The 20,418-nt window shown below is 72.9% G+C and carries 9 protein-coding genes; 4 read left to right on the plus strand and 5 right to left on the minus strand.

The window, feature by feature from the left end:
• The first annotated feature begins 136 nt into the window (after positions 1 to 136).
• From ABD330_RS07465 to ABD330_RS07475, 3 genes are read left to right on the plus strand one after another with little or no spacing between them, the layout of a single operon-like run.
• A complete protein-coding gene (locus tag ABD330_RS07465) occupies positions 137 to 1,156 on the plus strand; it encodes a BadF/BadG/BcrA/BcrD ATPase family protein (RefSeq protein WP_344462100.1) in 1,020 nt (339 codons plus the stop codon).
• Positions 1,156 to 2,118 (plus strand): sugar phosphate isomerase/epimerase family protein, encoded by a 963-nt coding sequence (locus ABD330_RS07470; protein ID WP_344462102.1) that lies wholly within the window; start codon positions 1,156 to 1,158, stop codon positions 2,116 to 2,118. The genes ABD330_RS07465 and ABD330_RS07470 overlap by 1 nt, the downstream gene beginning before the upstream one ends.
• Positions 2,115 to 3,278 carry a sugar phosphate nucleotidyltransferase gene (locus ABD330_RS07475; protein ID WP_344462104.1) on the plus strand — a complete coding sequence of 388 codons (1,164 nt, stop codon included), beginning with the start codon at positions 2,115 to 2,117 and terminating at the stop codon, positions 3,276 to 3,278. The genes ABD330_RS07470 and ABD330_RS07475 overlap by 4 nt, the downstream gene beginning before the upstream one ends.
• Here ABD330_RS07475 and ABD330_RS07480 read toward each other — a convergent pair.
• A complete protein-coding gene (locus ABD330_RS07480; protein ID WP_344462106.1) occupies positions 3,244 to 4,140 on the minus strand; it encodes a carbohydrate kinase family protein in 897 nt (298 codons plus the stop codon). The two genes, ABD330_RS07475 and ABD330_RS07480, sit on opposite strands and share 35 nt — an antisense overlap.
• Complete coding sequence (aroB, locus tag ABD330_RS07485) at positions 4,127 to 5,374, minus strand: 3-dehydroquinate synthase (RefSeq protein ID WP_344462108.1); 1,248 nt, start codon at positions 5,372 to 5,374, stop codon at positions 4,127 to 4,129. Before aroB ends, ABD330_RS07480 begins: the two co-directional genes overlap by 14 nt.
• 338 nt (positions 5,375 to 5,712) lie before the next feature.
• Between aroB and ABD330_RS07490 the strand changes: the two genes are divergently transcribed.
• Positions 5,713 to 7,590 (plus strand): ABC transporter ATP-binding protein, encoded by a 1,878-nt coding sequence (locus ABD330_RS07490; RefSeq protein WP_344462110.1) that lies wholly within the window; start codon positions 5,713 to 5,715, stop codon positions 7,588 to 7,590.
• Between the two features lie 25 nt (positions 7,591 to 7,615).
• Here ABD330_RS07490 and ABD330_RS07495 read toward each other — a convergent pair whose 3' ends face one another.
• The 3 genes from ABD330_RS07495 to ABD330_RS07505 all read right to left on the minus strand — a co-directional run bounded on the left by ABD330_RS07495 (position 7,616) and on the right by ABD330_RS07505 (position 20,412).
• On the minus strand, positions 7,616 to 8,332 hold the full coding sequence (locus ABD330_RS07495) for a flavodoxin family protein (protein WP_344462112.1): 717 nt from the start codon (positions 8,330 to 8,332) through the stop codon (positions 7,616 to 7,618).
• Between the two features lie 235 nt (positions 8,333 to 8,567).
• Positions 8,568 to 9,320 carry a G1 family glutamic endopeptidase gene (locus tag ABD330_RS07500; protein WP_344462114.1) on the minus strand — a complete coding sequence of 251 codons (753 nt, stop codon included), beginning with the start codon at positions 9,318 to 9,320 and terminating at the stop codon, positions 8,568 to 8,570.
• 49 nt (positions 9,321 to 9,369) lie between these two features.
• Positions 9,370 to 20,412: a hypothetical protein gene (locus ABD330_RS07505; RefSeq protein WP_344462116.1), complete on the minus strand. Its 11,043-nt coding sequence runs from the start codon at positions 20,410 to 20,412 to the stop codon at positions 9,370 to 9,372.
• Positions 20,413 to 20,418 lie beyond the last annotated feature (6 nt).

Genomic DNA, 20,418 nt, shown 5'->3' on the forward strand with positions numbered 1-20,418 from the left:
GCGCGCTTGCCCGGTCATCCGCTGGACCCGCCCTCCGGTTGCTTCGACGGCCGCTTCTCCGACCGCTTCTCCGGTTGCTTCTCCGGTTGCGCGACCGACGACGGTCGACGCAGAGTGACCGTGGAGGTACTCCACGGTGAGATACTGGGCGATCGACGCCGGTGGCAGCAACACCACGGCACTGCTCGACGACGGCACCCGGCTGCGCCGGGGGTCGGTGAACCCCGCCTCGGTCGGGGCACCGGCCGCCCGGCAGGAACTGCTGGGCCTGCTGAGCGAGCTGGCGGCGCACCTGGATGACGAGCCGGCCACCGGCTGGTTGGCGACCGCGGCCGTGGCCGCCCACGCACCGCAGCTCGAACTCGACCGCATCACCCGGCTGGCCGACCGGGCCGGGATCACCGGGACGGTGGTGATCTCCCGGGACGTCCTGCCGCTGCTGCTCGCTCCCCCGCTCGGCGGCCGGGGCGTGGCCGTGGTGTGCGGGACCGGCTCGGGCTTCCTCGCCGGCGACGGACACGGCCCGCCCAGCTCCGTCGGCGGCTGCGAGTACCTCGGCAGCGACGAGGGCAGCGCGTTCGCCCTCGGGGCGGCCGGGTTGCGGGCGGCCGTCCAGGGCGCCGACGGCCGCGGGGAGCCCACGGCGCTCGGCCCGGCGCTCGCCGAGTACGCGGACGCCCCGGTACGGGAGCTGGCGCGCAGGCTCGCCGCGCAGCCGTTCCCCAAGGCCGCGGTGGCCGCCCTGTCACCCGTGGTCTGCCGCTGCTGGCTCGACGGCGACGCGGTGGCGGGCCGGGTCGTCGCCGAGGCGCTGGACCACCTCGTCGGCGGGGTGCGGGCGGCCCGGGACACGGCGGGACTGACCGGGAGCTGGTCGGCGACGCTCGCCGGGGGCGTCTTCCGGGGCTGCCCGGAGTTCGCCACGGCGCTGCGCGGCAGGATCGTCGGCGAACTGGGGGCCGACACCCCGCCGACGGTCGCCGAGGATCCGCCCGCTCTGGTGCTGGCCGCACTGCGCGAGCACCCGGACGGCCTGCCGCAGGCCCTGGCGGGGCGGTGGGCCTGGAGCAGAACCCTGGACCCTCGGGCCCGGGACCCTCGGGCGCCGCACGCACGGACCCGCGAGGCTCGCAAGCCTCGACGAGGAGCAGCCTGATGGCCCGGGGACCGATCCGGCTGGGCCTGTGCCTGGCGGCATTCGCGCCCGTCGGCCTCGACGGTGCGCTGCGCGCCGCCGCCCGGGCGGGGGTGGACGTCGTCGACCTGCCGACCGACAGCACCTTCGGGCTGGTCGAGGCCGCCCGACTGGACGACCCCGGCCACCACCGCGAGCTGCGCGCGCGCCTGGCCGCCGCGCGGGTGGAGGTGGGCTGCGTCAGCAACAGCCGGGACACCCAGCTGGTACTCGGGCCGCACGGACCGCACACCGATCCGGTGCTGGCCGGTCCGGCGGAGGCCAAGCGGGCGTACGGGCTGCGCGCCGCCCTGGGGACGGTCCGGCTGGCGGCGGGCATCGGCGCCCCGCAGGCACGGCTGATGCTCGGCGTTCCCGATCACGGGCGCTGGCTGTCCTGGTGGGGCAGCGACGTCAGCTGGCAGGACAACATCGACGCCTGGGTGCTCGCCGCGGCGCCGGTCCTGGAGCTGGCGGCCGGGCTGGGCGTGCGGGTGGTGGTGGAACCGCACCCCAAGCAGGTGGTCTACGACCCGGCCAGCGCCAGGTCCCTGCTGGCGGCCGCCGACGCGGTGGGGCTCTGCGTGGACCCGGCGAACCTCGCCGCGATCGGCCACGATCCGGTCGCGGCGGTGCGCGGCTGGGGCGAGGCGCTGGCCGCCGTGCACGCCAAGGACCTCCAGCACCTCCGCGAGCCGCTCGCCCCGCGCGGTGCGGGCTGGTCGCGCTACGGCCCCGGGCCGGCGGTCCGCTTCCGCGCGCTGGGCTCCGGCGAGCTGCCCTGGCCGGCCGTCGTGGCCGCGCTGCTCGACGAGGACTACCGAGGAGTGATCTACGTGGAGCACGAGGACGCCCTGTTGCCGACGGAGCAGGGGGTGGCCAACTCGCTCGCACTGCTGCGCCGGCTGCTGCCCGTCGCCGCCCCGCAGGGGAGGACGTGGTGAGCCGGCACGGGGTGCATCCGGACCGGGTGGGCCTGGACGGGGTGCGCGGCGCCCTGCTGGCGGGCGGCCGCGGCGAGCGCCTGGGACCGCTGACCTCGCGGGTGTGCAAGCCCCTCGTCCCGTACGCGGCCTCCTGCCGGCTGGTCGACTTCAGCCTGGCGAACGCCGTCCGCTCGGGCCTTCCCGAGCTGGTGCTGCTCTCCCTGCACCGGGAGTCCGACCTCGTGCGCCATCTGCTGACGCACTGGGACGACCACCCCGGTACCCGGCTCCACTTCGGCCCGCACGAGGAACTGCTCCGGGCCGACGGCGGGCTGAGGCCCGGCCGGACGCTGCCGGACCGCCCCGCCGAACGCGGTACGGCGGACGCGCTGCTGGCGGCCGCCGAGTACCTCTTCGCTCCCGGGGCGACCGACCTGCTCGTCCAGCACGCCGACCACGTCTACCTCTTCGACTACCGGCCGATGACGGCCGCCCACCGGGCTTCGGGCGCCGACTGCACCATCGGCGTGCAGCGCATCGAGCGCAGGTACGTGAAGCTGTTCGGGATGGCCGAGGTGGACGCGGACCTGCGCGTGCGCGCACTGGTCGAGAAGCCGTCGGACCCGACCTCGGACCTGGTCTTCACCGCCTTCTGCCTGTTCCGCATCGACGCCCTGCGGCAGGTGCTCGCCGGTCTGTCCGCGCGCGGCGTCGACGGCTGGCGACACGACATCAGCCGTGACGTGCTGCCGGAGATGATCGCGCAGGGCCGCGACGTTCGGGCCTTCCCCGTCGAGGGCTACTGGGCGGACATCGGCACCGTCGACCGCTACCACGCCGAACAGCTCAGGCTGCTGGAGCAGCCGCACCCGCTGGCGCCGAGCGCTCTGCCGCGCACGCTGCCCGGGCCCTCCCCGCGTTTCGTGCCGGAGCGGCGCAGCCTGGTGGGCACCGACGTCCCGGACGGCGCGGTGGTCGAGCGGAGCGTGCTGCACCCGGGCTGCCGGATCGAGCCGGGTGCGACGGTGCTGCGCTCGGTCGTGCTGCCCGGAGCCACCGTGGCCGCGGGGGTGACCGTACGGGACGGCATCGTCCTGGCGGGCGAGCGGCTGACCGCCGATCGCACCGGACTGGCGGAGCAGCTCAGGACAGCTCACGGCCCAGCTCCTCGGCCGTGATGAACGAGGTGTGCGTCCCGGCCGTACGCACGGCGTGCGCGCCCGCCAGCGATCCCGCCCTGGTGCACACCTCCCAGCCGGCCCCGGACAGGTACGCGAAGAGGAATCCGGCCACATAGCTGTCGCCCGCGCCGTTGGTGTCCACCACGAGCTCGGGCGCCAGCGCGACCGCCGGTACGTGCCGCAGGGGCTGACCGGGCAGCTTGAGGTAGCTGCCGTCGCCGCCCGCCATCGCGATCACGGCCTTGGCCCGGCCACGGGTCAGGATGTCCTCGGCCGTCTCCTCCGTCCGGCCCCGCAGGGACCCGGTGGAGAGGAAGACCAGGTCGGCGCCGTAGGCGAAGTCGTGGCGGTACTCGTCCTTGCCGTCCCAGTTGTGCAGGTCGGTCGAGGTGGTCCGGCCGGCGTCGACCGCCTCCGCCAGCGCGTGCCGCGCCCAGTCGACGAGCGAGGCGTGCACATGGGTGGCCCGGGCGACCGCTCCGCGGTAGAGCTCCGGGTCCACCGTCATGTCCTTGGGGTGGCGGCCGTCGTAGAGCGACAGTCTGCTGCCCTGCGGGTCCACCAGGTTGACGCTGCGCCTGGTGCCGCTGGGGTGCGTCCGGTGGTCGAAGGAGAGCCCGGCCGCCGCGTAGTGGGCCAGCACCAGCTGACCCTCCGGGTCGGTACCGATCACGTCGGCGAGGTGGGTGCGCAGGCCCAGGCGGTGGCAGCCCATCGCCACGCCGTTGCCGGTGTGGCCGACGTACTGCCGGATGGGCGGGACCTTGATGGTGTCCCGCTCGGGCAGCGGGAGTCCGGGCACCCGGACGATGGTGTCCACGCCGACGCCGCCGGCCACGAACACGTCAGGCTCGGCCATCGGCTCCCCCGTTCCGGGTGTCCGACGGGTCATCAGCGCCCCTGCCCCGCCCCAGGTGTCCGTTGTCGGCGGGGGTGACGGCGTCCTCGTCGGGGGCGGCCACGAGCGAGGCGCGGATCTCCTCGTCGGACACGTCGTCGGCGATCACCGTCTCGCCGAGTTCCACGGGCAGGACGAAGTGGATCAGGCCGTCCCGGATCTTGCGGATCTTGTCCAGCGCGGCCACGGTCTCGGCCGGCCCCACCGGCACGGGGAGGTCGGCGAGCGTCGTCGGCAGCCCGACCTCGCGGAGCAGGCCGACGATCCGCCGCCGGACCGCCGGGGCGAGCAGCCCCCGCCGCCCGGCGATCCGCGACGCGCACGCCATCCCGAAGGCGACCGCCTCACCGTGCAGGACCGGGCCGTACCCGGTGACGGTCTCCACCGCGTGACCGACGGTGTGGCCGAAGTTCAACGGCCGTCGCAGGTCGTCCTCGTACGGGTCCTTCGCGATCAGCCGGCACTTGATCACGCTGGAGCCGTGCACCAGCTCGGCCGTCACCGCAGGGTCCGCGGCCAGGATGTCGGCGTGTTTCAGCTCGATCAGGCGGAACAGCTCGGGGGAGGCGATGACGCCCATCTTGATCGCCTCGGCGAGCCCGGCCCGCAAGCCGCGGACGTCCAGGGTGCGCAGATAACCGACGTTCGAGACCACCGCCTTGGGCTGGTAGAAGGCGCCGATCAGGTTCTTGGCCGTCGAATGGTCGACCGCGACCTTCCCGCCGAGCGCGGCGTCCACGTGCGCCAGCAGGGTGGTCGGCACGTTGATGTAGGGCACGCCGCGCATGTAGGCGCTGGCCACCCATCCGACGGTGTCCATCACCACGCCCCCGCCGACCGCCACCACCACGTCCCGCCGGGCCAGTTCGGTGCCGGCGAGCCAGTCGAGCAGGTCGGTCGCGGTCTTCAGGCTCTTACTGGCCTCCCCGGCCGGGAACGAGGTCATCGACACCTCCAGCCCCGCCTCGGCCAGCTGACCGGCCAACCCGCCGGCGTGCAGCACGGCGACCGAGTCGTCCGTGATCAGCGCGACCCGCCGACCGCCGATCTCCTCGTGCAACCGCTGCACGGCGCTCGGCTCGTCCCGGCAGACGTGGACCGGGTACTCGTCGCACCGGGCGGCGGACCCCATGATCGGAACGCCCGCGTCCCGGGGCAGCGTGAGCCGTTCGGACACTCTGACGTAGTCAGTCATGCTTTCACATCCCGGTGTGTTCCACGGCGGAATCAACTGGCCAATGGCCAATTCCAAGCAGCTGAGAATAACACACCGTCAGCATTTGATTCGCCGACAATCTATCTTTTTCCGGCAATTTCCAAACATGAATACTGTACGAATAATTGTCCTGCTATCGCCGCCCCACCGTGCGACGAACAAGCCGCCACCGCTCGGGCGGGCGCCGCCGGGCCGGGTCCTGGTACAGGTGTGCGGATTCGCGGCCGCGGGGAAAACGCTTGGACTCCCCGGCCGCCCGCGCGGGACACTACGTCCTTGGCCTCTCGCACACCGCCGCACGAGCACTCGGGGTTGGGATGGGATCGTCACAAACACGCCAGGGCTCGCCGGGCCGAGCCTCGGTGGCCCTCGTACTGCGTTACTACGGACGGGAGCTGACCCGGGCTCCGAGGCTGGCGCTGCCGGCCATGCTGCTGCCCGCGCTGGGCAACATCTGCATCGCCTACCTCGCGCCGCTGGTCGTCGCGAAGCTCGTCGGCCGCATCGCCGGCACCACCGGCGCCGGCATCGACACCATGCTGCCCTACGTGCTGGCCTTCGCCGGCGCCCTGCTGGCCGGGGAGACGCTGTGGCGCATCGGCCTGCACTGCCTGAACCGCCTGGAAGCGCGTGGTATCGAGCACCTGTACGTCCTCGGGATGGACGAGCTGTTCGCCAAGGACTCCGCGTTCTTCCACGACAACTTCGCCGGATCGCTGACCAAGCGGGTCCTGAGCTTCGCCTCGCGCTTCGAGGAGTTCGTGGACACGCTGACGTTCTCGGTGGTGGCCAGCTTCGTGCCGCTGCTGTTCGGATCGGTGGTGCTGTGGCAGTACCAACCCCTGCTCGTCGTCGGGCTGCTGGCGATGATCGCGCTGACGGCGGTGTGCGTGACACCCCTCGTCCGGCGCCGCCAGCGGCTGGTCGACCAGCGCGAGGCGGCGTTCGCCCTCGTGTCGGGCCACGTCGCCGACAGCCTGATGAACATGGACACCGTCCAGGCGTTCGCCGCCGAGGAGCGCGAGGCCGCCGAACACCGCTCCCGCGTCGCGCGGTCGCGTCGGCTGTCGCTGCGCTCCTGGGACTACAGCAACCTGCGCATCGACACGCTGGTCGCGCCGATGTCCGTGCTGACGAACGCGCTGGGCCTGCTGCTCGCGGTCACGCTCGGCGGGGGCAGGCACGGCGTGGAGGAGGTGATCGTCGCCTTCACGTACTACAGCAGCGCGACGCGGGTCATGTTCGAGTTCAACCAGATCTACCGCCGGCTGGAGAGCTCGATGACGGAGGCCGCGCAGTTCACCGAGCTGCTGCTGACGCCGCCGACCGTGCTGGACCCGCCCTCGCCGGAGCCCCTGCGGCTGCAGGCCGCCGACGTCCGCTTCGAACAGGTGACCTTCGCCCACGCCGGCGCCGGGCCGATCTTCGAGGGCCTCGACCTGGCCGTGCCCAGCGGGGCGAAGATCGGCCTGGTCGGCCGGTCCGGCGGGGGCAAGACCACGCTCACCCGGCTGCTGCTGCGGATGACGGACGTCGACGCCGGGCGGATCCTGATCGGGGGCCAGGACATCAGCCGGCTGCGCCAGGCCGACCTGCGCGGTCAGATCGCCTACGTGCCGCAGGACCCGGCGATGTTCCACCGCACGCTGCGCGAGAACATCGCCTTCGCCCGGCCGGACGCCACCGACGCCGAGATCCGCCGCGCGTCCGAGGCCGCGCACGTCACCGAGTTCGCCGACGCACTGCCGGACGGCTTCGACACCATGGTCGGCGAACGCGGCGTCAAACTCTCCGGCGGACAGCGCCAACGGGTCGCCCTCGCCCGGGCGATCCTGCGCGACGCACCCATCCTGCTGCTGGACGAGGCGACCAGCGCCCTGGACTCGGAGAGCGAGATCCTGGTCCAGCAGGCCCTGTGGCGGCTCATGGAGGGGCGCACCGCCCTGGTCGTGGCGCACCGGCTGAGCACCGTCGCCAAGATGGACCGGCTCGTCGTCCTGGACCGCGGCCGGATCCTCGAACAGGGCACCCACCACGAGCTGCTCGCCGCGGACGGCGCCTACGCCAAGCTGTGGCAGCACCAGTCGGGCGGCTTCCTGGACGACACCGCCGGCGGCGCGGGGGGCACCGGGGGCGCCGTCGGCTCCGCGCCCACGGCTGCCGGGGCCTCGGTCGGCGAGGCCGGCAGCCGGTAGCCGGTAGCCGGCAGCCGGATGCGGGTCAGCGGTGCTCGGGGTTCTCGAAGTCGAAGCGGCAGCCGGCGTCCCATGCGGAGCGCTGGTTACCGTGGGCGGGGATGCCACCGGCGTCCTTGAGCATCCGGGCGAAATGGAGGAGGTTCCAGGTCATGAAGGTCGCGTTGCGGTTGGTGAACTCGTTCTCCGGTCCGCCGGACCCCTCGTCCAGGTACGACGGACCGGGGCCGGCCTCGCCGATCCAGCCCGCGTCGGCCTGCGGCGGGATCGTGTAGCCCAGGTGCTGCAGGCTGTAGAGGACGTTCATCGCGCAGTGCTTGACGCCGTCCTCGTTGCCGGTGATCAGGCAACCGCCGGCCCGGCCGTAGTACGCGTACTGGCCGGCCTCGTTGAGCAGTGAGGAGCAGGCGTAGAGGCGTTCGATGACCTTCTTCATGACTGAGGAGTTGTCGCCCAGCCAGATCGGTCCCGCGAGGACGAGGATGTCGGCGGCCATCACCTGGCTGTAGAGGACCGGCCACTCGTCGGTCTCCCAGCCGTGCTCGGTCATGTCGGGCCAGACACCGGTGGCGATGTCGTGGTCGACGGCTCGGATGACGTCGACCACGACGCCCTGGCGCTCCATGATCCCGGTGCTGACGTCGATCAACCCCTGGGTGTGACTGCGTTCCGGCGAGCGCTTGAGCGTGCAGTTGATCACCAGGGCGCGAAGATCACGGTAGGACGTGGCGGCGGCGGTCATCGATGCTTCCCCTTGCGGACGAGGTGGGTGGTCGGCCGGTGGAGCCCGGCGGGGCTGCCGACGTCAACAGCACTCCCGCTCGGTCCGGCCGGACATGCCGTCCACTGTCCCGCCTCGTTGGACGAGAGGACCGGTCGCCGCGCCAACGACGGCGAAGTCGGTAGTCCGATCACCCGCATGGCCACGCCTGCGACGCGCAGGCCGTGACCGTGTTCACGAGGCGCTGACCCCGAACTCAGTAGGTCTGCCAGGCCACCGAGAAGTCCTTGCCGTCGCCGGTCAGTGCCGAGGGGATCGCCCGGGGGATGGTGGTCCCCGGGACGACCATGGTGACCTTGTCCGGCGCGAGATCCCCGATCGGCTCCCCGTTGACCCTGGCGGCCGTGAACAGGACGGAGCCGAAGTCGGTCAGCCTGTACCCGTCACCTGGCACTTCCGCGATCACCTCGGCGGTGGCCCGCATCGCGGTCGACCCGCTCGGGGGCGTCGCATAGGTGATCTCGAACCACTTCTGGGTCCAGTCTCTCAGGGCCAGCTCGAACCTGCCGTCGTCGAGGTACCGCACCTGGGCCTGCATCTCATCGCCGGGCATGACCGGGTCGTTGTACACGACGGGGTCGGCCGGGTACATCTCGTACCAGGGGTAGTACTCCGGCGTGCCGACGGGATTGCAGTTCACCGAGGTGCCGGTCTGCTCGACGGTCTTGGTACCGGCACCGTCCAGGCCGACCCAGAAGTCCGAGAACGTGACCGTGTTGCTGTTGCAGGTCGCCTCGGGCACGGTCCACCGCGCTGCGACGACGGAGAACTGGTTCTGCGCGCCGCGTACCCAGTAGCCGGACCAGTTTGCGCTGGTCTGGTTCACCACGGCCTGGGCCGGTTCGTGGTGCCGGCGGTGGCCCGGCGCGGCCGAGGCGGGCGGGGCGGCCCCGAGCACCGTCAGCAGCGCGGCGGCGGTGACCAGGGCGAGGTGGCGTGACAGGCGCAATGCGGTCTCCCGGCGATGACGGCGATGACGGCGATGGGCTGACACCGGCTCAGGCTTCCCCGAGCGGCGAGGACAGGTGTCTCAGTTGCAGCAGCGGACGTTGGAGTGACGTGTCGACGGACGAGTACAGGCTGAGCCGGAACGCCCAGGCCCCGCCCGCCGGCTCCGGGTCTTCGCGATCGATCCAGTCGACCAGCACCTCGGTCAGCCCCCGGACAGTGCTGCTCCGGTCATAGGCGCCCACGGTGGACTGGACCACCGGCAGCAGGGCCGACACCGGCGGGTCGGCGGCCACCAGGGTGTAGGCGTAGCACGCGCCGATCGCGATGGTCCGCCCGGTCTCGTCGCCGTCGAACACGGCGCTCAGCAGCGGCTCCAGCGGGTTGTCCAGCGGCGGTGCCCAGGCGCCGATCGCGATGGCGTTGGTGACGTCGATGAACGGCACCACCGCCTGGCTGCCGCCGGTCTCCGGGGTGCGGTAGACGAAGTCCTCGGCGGTCTCCGGCCAGTCCGCGCCGAGCAGCCGCGCGTTGCGGGTGACCCGGGTCGTGCCCGAGGCGTTCTGGTGCGAGGCGACGTGCACGGGCGGGAAGGTCAGCTCGAAGGTGAGCAGGGTGAACGCCGCGACCCTCGGCGGCTCGGTGGGGAAGGCGTAGCGGCGGGCGGGCGCCTCCGGATCGAAGGCCTCGGGCCTCAGCTCGTGGCGTTCGCCGGTAGCGGTGATGCAGACGATCTGCTCCGGCCAGCCCACTTCACCCGGCCCGGCTTCGACCGTGCGGGTCAGCGTGAGGGTGCGGTACCGGTCCTGCTCGACCGTCAGGCCGAGCTGGTACAGGTAGGTCTCCAGCTGGGGAGCGCCCGCCGGCACCGGCTCGGGGACCGCCAGGGCGGCCGGCGGCTTCCAGTGCCGCAGCCAGGCGGCGGCGACACCGGCGGCGAGCTCCTGGTAGGTGCCGAGGGCGTTGGTCAGCGCCTCCGGGTCGGCGCGCTCCCGGTCGGCCAGCCCGGCCAGCAGGCCGAGCAGCGGGGTCGAGACGGCGGTGTAGCGGGCCATGGCGGCGAACAGGTCGTCGACGACGGTGGCCATGGGCCGGCCGGCCGCCCTGTTGTAGGTGACGCGCAGTTCGACGGTGTCCTGCTCGGCGGACTGGTGCTGCACGGCGCACCGGTAGCGCCAGTGCAGCACCTGCTCCAGCACCGTGGTGGAGTTCTCCGTCAGCGCCCGCTGGTCGAGCAGGATCGGCGTCGGCGGGTAGGCCCGCAGCGGGATCGGCACGCGGGGCGAGCCGAGGTCGAAGCGCAGGGCGTCCGGTGAGCCGGAGCCGAGCTCGGTGACGAAGGTGAGCCAGTCGGAGCGCTCGTAGCCCGTGACCTCCGGCACGATGTCGAACTCCAGCTCGACGCCGGAGTAGTCCAGGGTGAAGTCGAGCGCGGCGTGCGCGGCCACGTCGGGGACGGTCAGCAGGAAGGTGATCTGCGAGTCACCGTCGGCGAGGGCGACCTTGCCGCTCGACAGCGTCGCGGTCCGCGGCCCGTCGAGGTAGTCGGCCACCGGATTGCCGGAGAGCCGCGCGTACGTGCCGGGCGGGACTTCGGCGGTGGTGTCGTACTGCAGCACGGCCGAGGTCGCGTAACCCCGGGTCAGCGAGACCAGCAGCTCCTGGCGCAGCCGCTCGACCGCCGCCGCGCGCCCGGGGTCCTCGGGGCCGCCCGGCGCCGCGCCGTCCAGGATGTGGTCCAGCCCCTGGGCGACGGCGTCGGCGAGCGACTTCTTGACGTCGATGATCTCGTCGAGCGTGCCCGGGGCCAGCGCGTACGCGCCCCGGACGTAGGCGGCCGACAGCAGCAGTTCGAGGTCCGCGAGGAAGCCCTGCGCCCACACCTCCAGGTCGATGCCCTGGTAGTCACCGGTCTGCTCACCCGTCAGCTCGCCGGTCGCCGGGTCGAAACCACGCGTCGTCACATGCTGGCGGGCCATCAGGGTGGTGCTCAGCGGGCGGATCGCGAAGGTGCGTGGCTGCGGGCTGCCGCCGATCTCCAGCGGGGGCTCGATGGTGACCTTCCGGATGCCCTCACCGCCGAACACCACCGCCCACACGTCGGTGCCGGCGGTCCGGCCCGGCGCCGTGGCGAGCCGCAGCGCGGGCACGGCCTCCTGGACCTGCTCGGCGAAGGCCTTGAGGGTGAGCGCGCCGTCCTGCGCGGGGTCGGCGCCCCGGTCGGCGGGCACGGCGGTGCTCGCGCGGGTGGCGGTGGCGGCCGGCGCGGGGTCGACCAGCGACGGTTCGCGGGCGAGCTCCAGCGCCACCGTGAGCGGGAAGATCAAGTCGGGGAACGACCAGGCCGGCTCGCCGAGCCGGGCGGTCAGCCGGGCGGTGGCGGGCGGGACGACCACCCGGGTGCCGGCCCGCAGGAAGGCGGTGGCGGGGTTGGCCTCGGCCACGGCGGCCACGCCGGTCACCACGCCGCGCCGCCGCAGCCGCTCGATCAGCGCGGTGAGCGTGTCGCGTGGCGCGACGGTCTCGACCGCCACCCTGCCGTTGCGGTCGGCCGGCCCGGCCTTGAGCACCTGACCGGGCACCAGCAGCCCGGGCGTACCGGCGTTGGCGGCCAGCAGGGCGGTCGCGCCGACGCCGAACGCCGAGGCGGCCTGCTCCGGCGTCAGCCCGCTGCCGGGCGCCCCGGCGAGCAGCCCGGGCGGGCAGACCAGCAGGGCGCCGACGGCCAGTACATCGGTGCGCGGGCCGATCGCGGCCGCGAGCGCGGACAACTCCACGGCCGGGTCGAACAGCTCGCAGGCCTCGGCGAACGAGACCGGCGCGGTGGTGGTCACCTCCTGCTCCCCGACCCTGATCCGGACCCCGGCGCCGATCGTCGCCGGCATCCGGTCGTTGACCTCGACCAGGTCGGCGCCGGGGAAGTGCCCGGCGATGCCGTCCGGCGAGTCGCCGGTACGGACGGTGTACGGCACCCGCAGCGCGGCGGGGTCGGCGGGCCAGGCCCACGTGCCCGGCACCACCGGCGGCGAGGCGACGGCGAGGCGGACCGAGCCGTTGTGCCGCAGCAGGGTACCGGGGGTGGTCCCGTGCTCGGCCGCGAACGCCGCGAGGGTCTCCCCCTGCGGCACCGGGGTCGAAACGGCGGTGAGGTAGACCGGGGTGCCCGGGGTGAAGAGGTCGACGGTGGTGGTGTTCCACGGCGCAAGGTCCTCGGGGCTCAGCCCGGCCTTGTTGCGCAGCAGCGTGTCGCCGTTCTGCACCAGGTAGCCGGTGACCTGGAGCCGCGCACCCGCCCGGAACAGGCCGGTGGTCTGCGCATTCAGCGACACCACCTGCGCCGCGTCCAACGGCAGGTACTTCCGGGCCACCTCGCGCAGGGTGGCGTCCTCGGGAACGTCCCGCCCGACCTCGATCTCGACGCCGTTGCAGACGAAGACGAAGCCGGGCGCCAACAGCGCGGCGGCCCCCTGGTTGGCCGTCACCAGACTGGTGACCGAGCAGCCCTGGTCGGCCGCCAGCTTCGCGGCGGTCGGGCGGTCGGCCGGTACCGTCACCTCGCGCGCCGGGACGGTGAGCTCGACGGCCGGGTTCAGCGGCAGGACGGTGTTGTCCTCGTCGAGCAGCACCTGCTCCGGGTCGGCGATCCCCTCGCCGATCCCCTTCACGGTGTCCTGGTTGCGGAAGGCGGCGATCACCGGCACCGCGAGCTGCCCGGTGTCGAGGATCCCGGTGATCGGCGCGTCCGCGTTGGCGGCGCCGAGCTCGTCGTAGCCGACGCCGTAGCTGGTGCAGAGCTCGTCCAGCGTCACGACGCCCTCGGCGGGGGCGGAGCCGATGGCCGCGAGCGAGCCGAGCAGCGCGTGGGCGCCGGTCACGTAGCGGCGCAGCACCGCGACGTCGACGGCGAGCGGGGTGGGCTCCGCCCCCGGCTGCTGCTGCAGCGAGGTGCGCAGCGCCGCGTGCACGTCGGGCCTGCTGACCTGGTAGTAGACGGGCACCAGCTTCGCGAGGTCGCGGACCGCCGCCGCGGCGGCGGACAGGCCGGGGGCGTCGGCGGCGGGCTGGTAGGCGACGGTCTGCAGGTCGACGGCGACGGTCAGGTCCGCCTGGCGGCCTGCCGGTTCGAGGGTGTAGCGCAGGGTGGTGGCGGGCCAGCCGCCGACGCCGATCACCGGGTCGGTGTACCTGACCGGCAGCGGGAGCCGCGCCGGGCTGCCGGAACGGTTGCCGAACACGTCCTGGAACCGCACCGAGACCTGGCTGTACGCGCCTTCGGCGATGCCCGCGTACGGGTCGAGCCCGGGCGGCGGGGCGGTGGGGACGGCCGGGCGGCGCTCCAGGGCGAACCGGCTGATGTCGAGGACCCGGGTGAGGTCCCAGATCTTCTCGTCCTCCTCACGTGCCGTCAGCAGCCCCAGCTCGTCGGTGCCGTCGGCCGGCTTCGGCGAGACGGCCCGGCCCTCCGCGCTGGCCCGGAAGCCCGGTGTCGCGTCCAGCTGGAAGCCGAGCAGCCCGTAGAGCCGGCGCAGCAGGCCCTGCTTGCTGCCGTCCTCGCCCGGGTTGGCGAACCGTGCGGAGAATCCGAGCTGCCCGGGGTCGACCGAGGCGACCGGGCGCAGCTCGGGCGGGTCGACGGCGCGGGCGGTGAGCGCGACCGAGGCCGGGTCCACGCCGTCGCCGACCACGGCGAGGTTGGTGAAGGCGTAGAGGTGCCGGTCCGGCTGGGGGCCGCTGCTCTGCGAGGGGAGCTGGATCAGCAGCGAGAACCGGGCCAGCCCGTCCTGGTCGAAGATCGCGTCGGACACCTCGCCGCGGTACTGCATCCAGTAGCCGCCCCCGCCGACCACGCTGCACTCCCACAGCAGCGTGAGGAACCGCCCGGTGTCGGCGATGGCCGCGTAGTGCCGCCCGGCCGTGGCGCTCGCGGCCGAAGAGCCGCTGCTGGTCTCGGTGGAGAGGTTGGTCTGGACGATGAAGGTGGCCTCGGGGTCCAGCGGGTTGGAGGTGAGGCCCTGGGTCAGGCCGGGGGCCGGCGGGAGCTGCCAGAGCAGGGTGAGCAGCGGCTGCTCGCCGTCCGGCGGGGCCGGGTAGTCACCGGTGGCCGGCTTGCCGGGGACGGCGCGCAGGTAGTCCAGCAGCTCGGCGATCCGCTGCCGGTCGGCGGTGTCGGCGCCGAGCACCTCGACCGTGCCGGCCAGGCCGGGGATCTTCCGGACGGCGAAGGAGACCAGGGTCGCCCAGGCGTAGCTGCCGAGTTCGGGGTAGCTCGCACCGATGCCGGCCTGCGGGACGGTCTGCTCCAGCAGGTACGCGGAGGCGCTGCGGTCGATTCCCGCGAGGGCGGTCAGCTCGGCGGGCAGCGGCCAGAGCGAGGGCAGGGTGGAGGGCGTGCCGGGCAGCTGGACGGTGGTGGTGGTCTGCCAGGGGATCACCTGGCTGACGGAGTGCCGGGTACCGACCAGGTGCGAGAGCGGCAGCGGCGCGAGCGGGGTCTGCACCTCGGGCAGCAGCTCGGTCGCGGGGTAGTACGTGCGCAGGTCCTCGCCGGTGATCGAGAGGACGGCCCGGTCGGCCAGGGCCGTACCGACCTCGATCCGGCCGTCGACCACGGCCGCGTCGGCGAAGGTCAGCCAGCCGGCGGCCTGGGACTTGTCCACGGTGAAGGTCACCACCGGGTCCGCCGAGTCCTCCGGGGGCGGCGGTCCGACCACCTGCTGGCCGATCAGCTGGTAGCAGCCGGTCATCGCGCCGGTGGCGTGGTAGACGCCGTCCTCCTCGACCGGCGCGGGCAGCCGCAGCCCGCCGAGCATGAACCTGGACACCTGACCGCTCGCGCTCGCGACGCCGGGGCCGTCGTGCAGCGCGGCCAGGAGGTCTTCCACCGTGATCGCGGGTACGTCGGGGACGGTGAGCGGGTCCTCGCTCTCGGCGAGCACGCCCGGGTCATCGGCGATCCGCCCGGCGAGGTCCTCCAGGCCGAGACCGTACTGCTGAGCCAGCGTCAGCAGGGTCAGGCCCGCACCGGTGGTGCCGCGCGCGTCCGGCACCTCGACGGTGACCAGCGGGACGAGCGCCTCCGCCGGGGCGAGGTAGCGGTCGAAGCGGGCCTGGTCGGCCGCCAGCAGCAGCCGCGCCTGGAGCAGGCGGAGGGTGTCGTTGGGCGCGACCACGGCGGCGGCACCGGCGGGCAGCCGCACCCCGGCCGGGCCGGCCTGCTGGTTGGCCTCGCGCACGGCTTCGCGCCAGGCGGCATAGGGGGTGCCGGGGACGACGTTCTGGAGCAGCGCGAAGTAGGCGGCGACGTCGAGCACGGTGTCACCGGGCAGCATGGTCCAGCGGACGGTGTCGGGGCTCTGGTAGCCGGCCGGCACCAGGAGCGAGGCAGGCAGCGCCTCGCCCGGGTTGAGCCGGTCGATCGCCGCCTGGTACCAGTCGGCGAGCGGCACCTCGGCGGCCACGGTGAGTCCGAGCCGGACGTAGAAGACCGCCGCCGTCTCGTCCACCGTGAGCCCGGCGTGCACGAAGTCGGGCAGCGGCACGGTGGCCCCGGCGCGCAGCAGCGGGGTGGTGTCCCGCAGGTGGTCGAGCAGGGTGGCCCGGTCGACGCCGTACGCGGTGGCCAGCCCGCCCAGGGTCTGCCGCTCGGTGAGCTGGACCGCCAGCGTGCCGAGCGTGATCGGGGTGCCCTCGGCCACCGGCCGGCCGGGGTTGGCGGTGGCGATCGCCGCCGGGGTGACCGGGGAGGCGAAGCCGTCGCCGATCGACTTCAGCGAGTCGGTCCGGCGCACCTGGTGGGGGTAGGCGGTGAGCAGGTTCACGGCTTCCTGTGCCATCGCCCGGGCGACCATCCGGAAGTAGTCGCGCAGCACGAAGGTCGCCATCGACTCGCTGGGCTCGGCCACCAGCGGCCGGGCGCCGGTGGCGGGCCCGTCCTGCGGCGGGACGGGGTCGAGATCGGCGAAGTAGGCGGCCGCCTCCTGCTCGTAGGTCGCGTCGATCTGCTGGTGGCGCGCGAAGTCGCGCTCCAGCTCGGTCGGGTCGGGCAGGCCGGTGGCCACCCACTTCAGCACCGGGATCATCGGGAAGGGGGTGCCCGGGACGTCCGGCGGCTCCCCGGCCGCCGTGCCGCTGATCACCAGGTGCAGGTTGTTGGCCAGGAAGCCCTTGATGTTCTTCCAGCTGAAGCCCGAGTCACCGGCCTCCGGCATGGCCAACTGCTCGACCAGGTCCTTCAGTTCGGCGAGCGTGACGGTCGTGCCGGTGACCCCGAGCGCGTTCAGCGACCAGAGCAGCAGGCCCTCGGCCAGCTGGCCGAAGGAGGTGTCGGCGGGCGTGGCCGCACGCGGGTGGCGGGACACGTCGGGCCGCAGGCTCTCGGCGATGGTGGCGGCCTCGACCGGCACGGCGTTGTCGGTGACCAGCATGACGACCAGCCGGTAGTCCGGCTGCTCCTCGGCAGCGGGCTGCTCGCCGGTCCAGGAGACCGGCACGCCCGCGACGGTGTAGGCGGGGACCAGGCTGAGGTAGGACGTCTTCACCTGCCCGCCGGGGAAGACGTGCGCGTCCGGGTCGAAGTGCAGCCGGTAGCCCAGCAGTTCCGGCCCCGGGCCGGCCAGGGCGCGGGCGGCCGTGCGACGGACCTCCCGCCAGGGCGGCGTGCGGTCGGTGCCGATCTCGAAGGAGGTCTGCAGGGTCAGCGAGAAGGAGAAGCGGATCCTGACGAAGAAGATCTTGATGCTGGCACTGGCGCGCACCGACAGGTTCAGGGAGATCACGGTGGCGCGGTAGGCCGCCAGTTCGACCGTGGCCATGGCGGAGATCTGCAGCTCGATGTCGACCCGGATCACCTTGAAGTCGACCGTGCCGTAGAGCCGCCCGACGATGCCGACCGTGCCCCGGCACCAGTAGTAGAGCTCGGTGCTCCGGCCGCCCTCGTCGGGGTGGAACCAGGCCAGCGCCCCCTCGAAGATCACCACCAGGTTCAGGTACAGCCCGGCCTTCAGCGGGCCGCGCTGGAAGGTGCGCCCGACTCCGATCGAGAGGCCGACGCCCAGCTCCAGCACCGGGCTGAAGGTCCCGTTGCTGATCTTCGGCACCCGGTTGGAGGTGGCGCCGTTCAGCACGCCGAAGTAGATGCCGCCCCGCCCGTTGAAGTAACCGGCTTCCAGGGCGAAGGAGTCGGTGAAGTCACCGCCGGCCGGGAAGCCGAGGTCCACCCGGAAGTTGCCGTTGGTGAAGATGTCGACCGTGATCACGCCGAGTGTCACCGAGACCACGCCGAACTGGAACTGCCGGAAGGCGTCCGGGATCTGCAGCCGGGCGTGGAACACCCCGATGTCGTCGGTGACCTTCTTGTACAGCAGCTCGACGCTGAGCCCGGCCAGCGAGCCGGCCTGCGGGCCGTTCAGCGCCAGCAGGATGCCGTAGAGGTCCGGGTCGTGCATCACCAGCTTGACCGCGACGGTGTTCATGAGCACCGCGTCGATCCCGAACAGCCACTGACTGGCCGCGTCGAAGACCATCAACGCCGGGTTGATCGGCGGCTTGCCGGTGGCCGGGTTCACCGGGCGCATCGCGGCGACCATCGAGTCCACGATCGCGGCGATGCTCTTGTCCTGCGGGAGGTTCTTCGGTGACACGTGCTGGCCCAGGCCCAGGTACCGCAGCGTGAACAGCTTCTGGCCCAGGCCCGGCGGCTGCGGCGGCGCCTGGGAGACCGGGTCCCAGCTCAGCGGCTTGGCCTTGTCGTCACCGAGCAGCCGGGCGTCGAGCACGATCGCCACCGCCGGCGTCCCGGTGGAGCGGTCGTACCTGAGCCCGACCTTCGTGATCTTGACGAACCCGAGGTCCAGGGTCAGGCCGTACTCGACCGCGACGGCCTGCTCGGTCGGGTCGATGGTGAGCACCAGGCCACTGAGGTCGATGCCGTTCAGGAAGCTCCACGGCGGGTCGAGGCGGAAGGTGGCGTTCGGGTTGGCCAGCGCCACCAGGGTGGTGAGCAGCTCGCCGAGCGTGCCGGTCAGCCGGACGGTGAGGATCTGGTGGCGCTTGGCCGCCTCCCCGGTCCAGCTGGTCGCCGCACGCAACGAGAGGCTGCCGTAAGCGACTTCGAAGGTGTAGTCCTTGCCCTGGTCGGCCACCGAGACCGAGGCGGTGATCTTGAGCTTGTTGATCGCGAAGCTTCCGGCCAGCCTGCCGGTCAGCACCGTCTGCGGATCGACCTGCCCGGTGTCCCTCAGCGCGACGGCCAACTGCTCGTCGGCGGGCGTGGTGCGCAGGCTCCGCTTGATCTGCGCCGTCAGCACCAGCTCCAGCGCCATGCCGAGCAGGCTCTCCGCCACTGCGGCCCGCAGGGTGCCGGAGGCGCTGTACGGGTTGCCGTCGGCCGTACTGAACCAGAGGCTGAGGTCCCCCAGTTCGATCTGCAGCCCGCGCACCCACTCCGGTGGCTCACTGGCCATCAGGGCGTAAACCAGCCGGGGCAGGTCCACGGTGCCGACCATGCCCGCGGTGAACTCCCAGGCACCGGTGGCCGGGCGGCTCGCCTGTGCGGTCAGCTCGATCGGGGCAGCCCCGCCGGCCGTGATCTCACCCTTGCCGAGGAGCAGGCCGGTGACCGAGCTCGCCGAGACCTTGACCTGCAGCTGCAGCCCGGTCAGCGCGAAGGAGACCAGCCCGGCCTGGACCAGCCACTCCCCGCGCACACTCAGCCCGGCCGCGAACCGCTTCTGCGTCAGCGAGGCCTGCATGCCCAGCGAGTCACAGGTCAGCTGCGGGCCGGTGATCGGTGTGCCGCCCTTGCCGAAGAAGACCTCCAGCACCTGGCCGATCGGCAGGTCGAAGGGCTCCTCGGTGAAGGCCGAGAACTCCAGCTCGGGCAGCGACAGTTGGACCGTCACGACGACGTCCGTCAGCCGGCCGGGCGCCGGCGAGACGGACTTCTGGCCGAACCGCATGGTCCCGAAGACCACGCCGGAGTAGTTCGCGACGCTGCCGTCGGCGAAGCCGAACTGCCACCGGGTGCCGACTTCGTCGATCATCAGGAAGGGCACCGGCGGGTTCCAGGGCTCCCCCGACACGATCGAGACCGAGGAGTACGACAGGGTGGGCAGCCCCAGGCCGACCGGTGGCACCAGGCCGAATCCGACGTCCCTGAGGCGGAACGCATCCAACGGCGCGATGCCGGGCGGCAGCGCGAAGTCCTTGCCCGGGGCGCCGGTCATGGTGATCAGCGCCTGGATCGCGCCCTGCAGCCCGAGCGGCGGCGCCAGGCCGACCAGCAGCGGCCACAGGTAGTCCCCGCAGGCCAGGGGGCCGCTGACGGTGACCGTCCGCACCGGTTCGGTGGGCAGTTTCACCTCGGCGTACAGCAGCGCGGCCGAGCGCCGCGCCTGCGGCTCGGGCATCGGGTACGGGTCCGGGTAGTCGGTGGTCAGCATCAGGCCGACCGCCGCGCTCTGCATCTCGCCCAGCTTCAGCTCCTGGCCCGGGGTGACGGCACGCAGCTCCAGCTCCACCGGCTTGCCGGGCGGGAAGGCCAGCGGCCCGGTGACCAGCAGGCGTTCGCCGAGGTAACTCGCGTACTCGGCCAGCAGTCTGCTCCCCGGCACCTTGTCACTGCCGAGCATCAGCAGCGTGCCCGAGAGCCGGGGCCGGGGGTCGGGCCAGGTGGTGTCGGCCGTGATCACCGGCCCGTCCAGGATCAGCGGGCCGACCACGCTCGGCCCGACCAGCAGCCCGCCCTTGCCCCCCTCTGGCAGACGCCGGCTCTGCGGCAGCTCGCCGAAGGCGCCCGCGAAGGTCCACGGCACCGCTCCCGCGACGGCGGTGAGTTCCAGCACCAGCACCACCCGGTCGGTGCCCTCCTCCGGGGCACCGGTGAGGTTCAGCTTCCAGTCGGTCTTGAGGTAGGTGGTGCTGCCGGTGAGCAGCGCGCGCTTCCGGTCGGAGGACGCGGCGCCGCCCTGGACCGGAAGACTGCCGACCCCGAGCGAGGCCAGCAGGTCATCGAGGCCGGGCAGGGGTGTGCCGGCGGAGAGGGCTCCGCTCGCCACGGCGGCCTGGAACACGCGGTAGATCTCGTCGACTGTCACGGGGTC

This window comes from Kitasatospora kazusensis (genome assembly GCF_039529945.1).
Classification (GTDB): Bacteria; Actinomycetota; Actinomycetes; order Streptomycetales; family Streptomycetaceae; genus Kitasatospora; species Kitasatospora kazusensis.

What these genes read in the sequence shown, in the direction of transcription:
- ABD330_RS07470 (WP_344462102.1), top strand. Translation starts at nt 1,156, where the DNA reads ATGGCCCGGGGACCGATCCGGCTGGGCCTGTGCCTGGCGGCATTCGCG.
- ABD330_RS07480 (WP_344462106.1), bottom strand. Translation starts at nt 4,140, where the DNA reads ATGGCCGAGCCTGACGTGTTCGTGGCCGGCGGCGTCGGCGTGGACACC.
- aroB (WP_344462108.1), bottom strand. Translation starts at nt 5,374, where the DNA reads ATGACTGACTACGTCAGAGTGTCCGAACGGCTCACGCTGCCCCGGGAC.
- ABD330_RS07490 (WP_344462110.1), top strand. Translation starts at nt 5,713, where the DNA reads ATGGGATCGTCACAAACACGCCAGGGCTCGCCGGGCCGAGCCTCGGTG.
- ABD330_RS07495 (WP_344462112.1), bottom strand. Translation starts at nt 8,332, where the DNA reads ATGACCGCCGCCGCCACGTCCTACCGTGATCTTCGCGCCCTGGTGATC.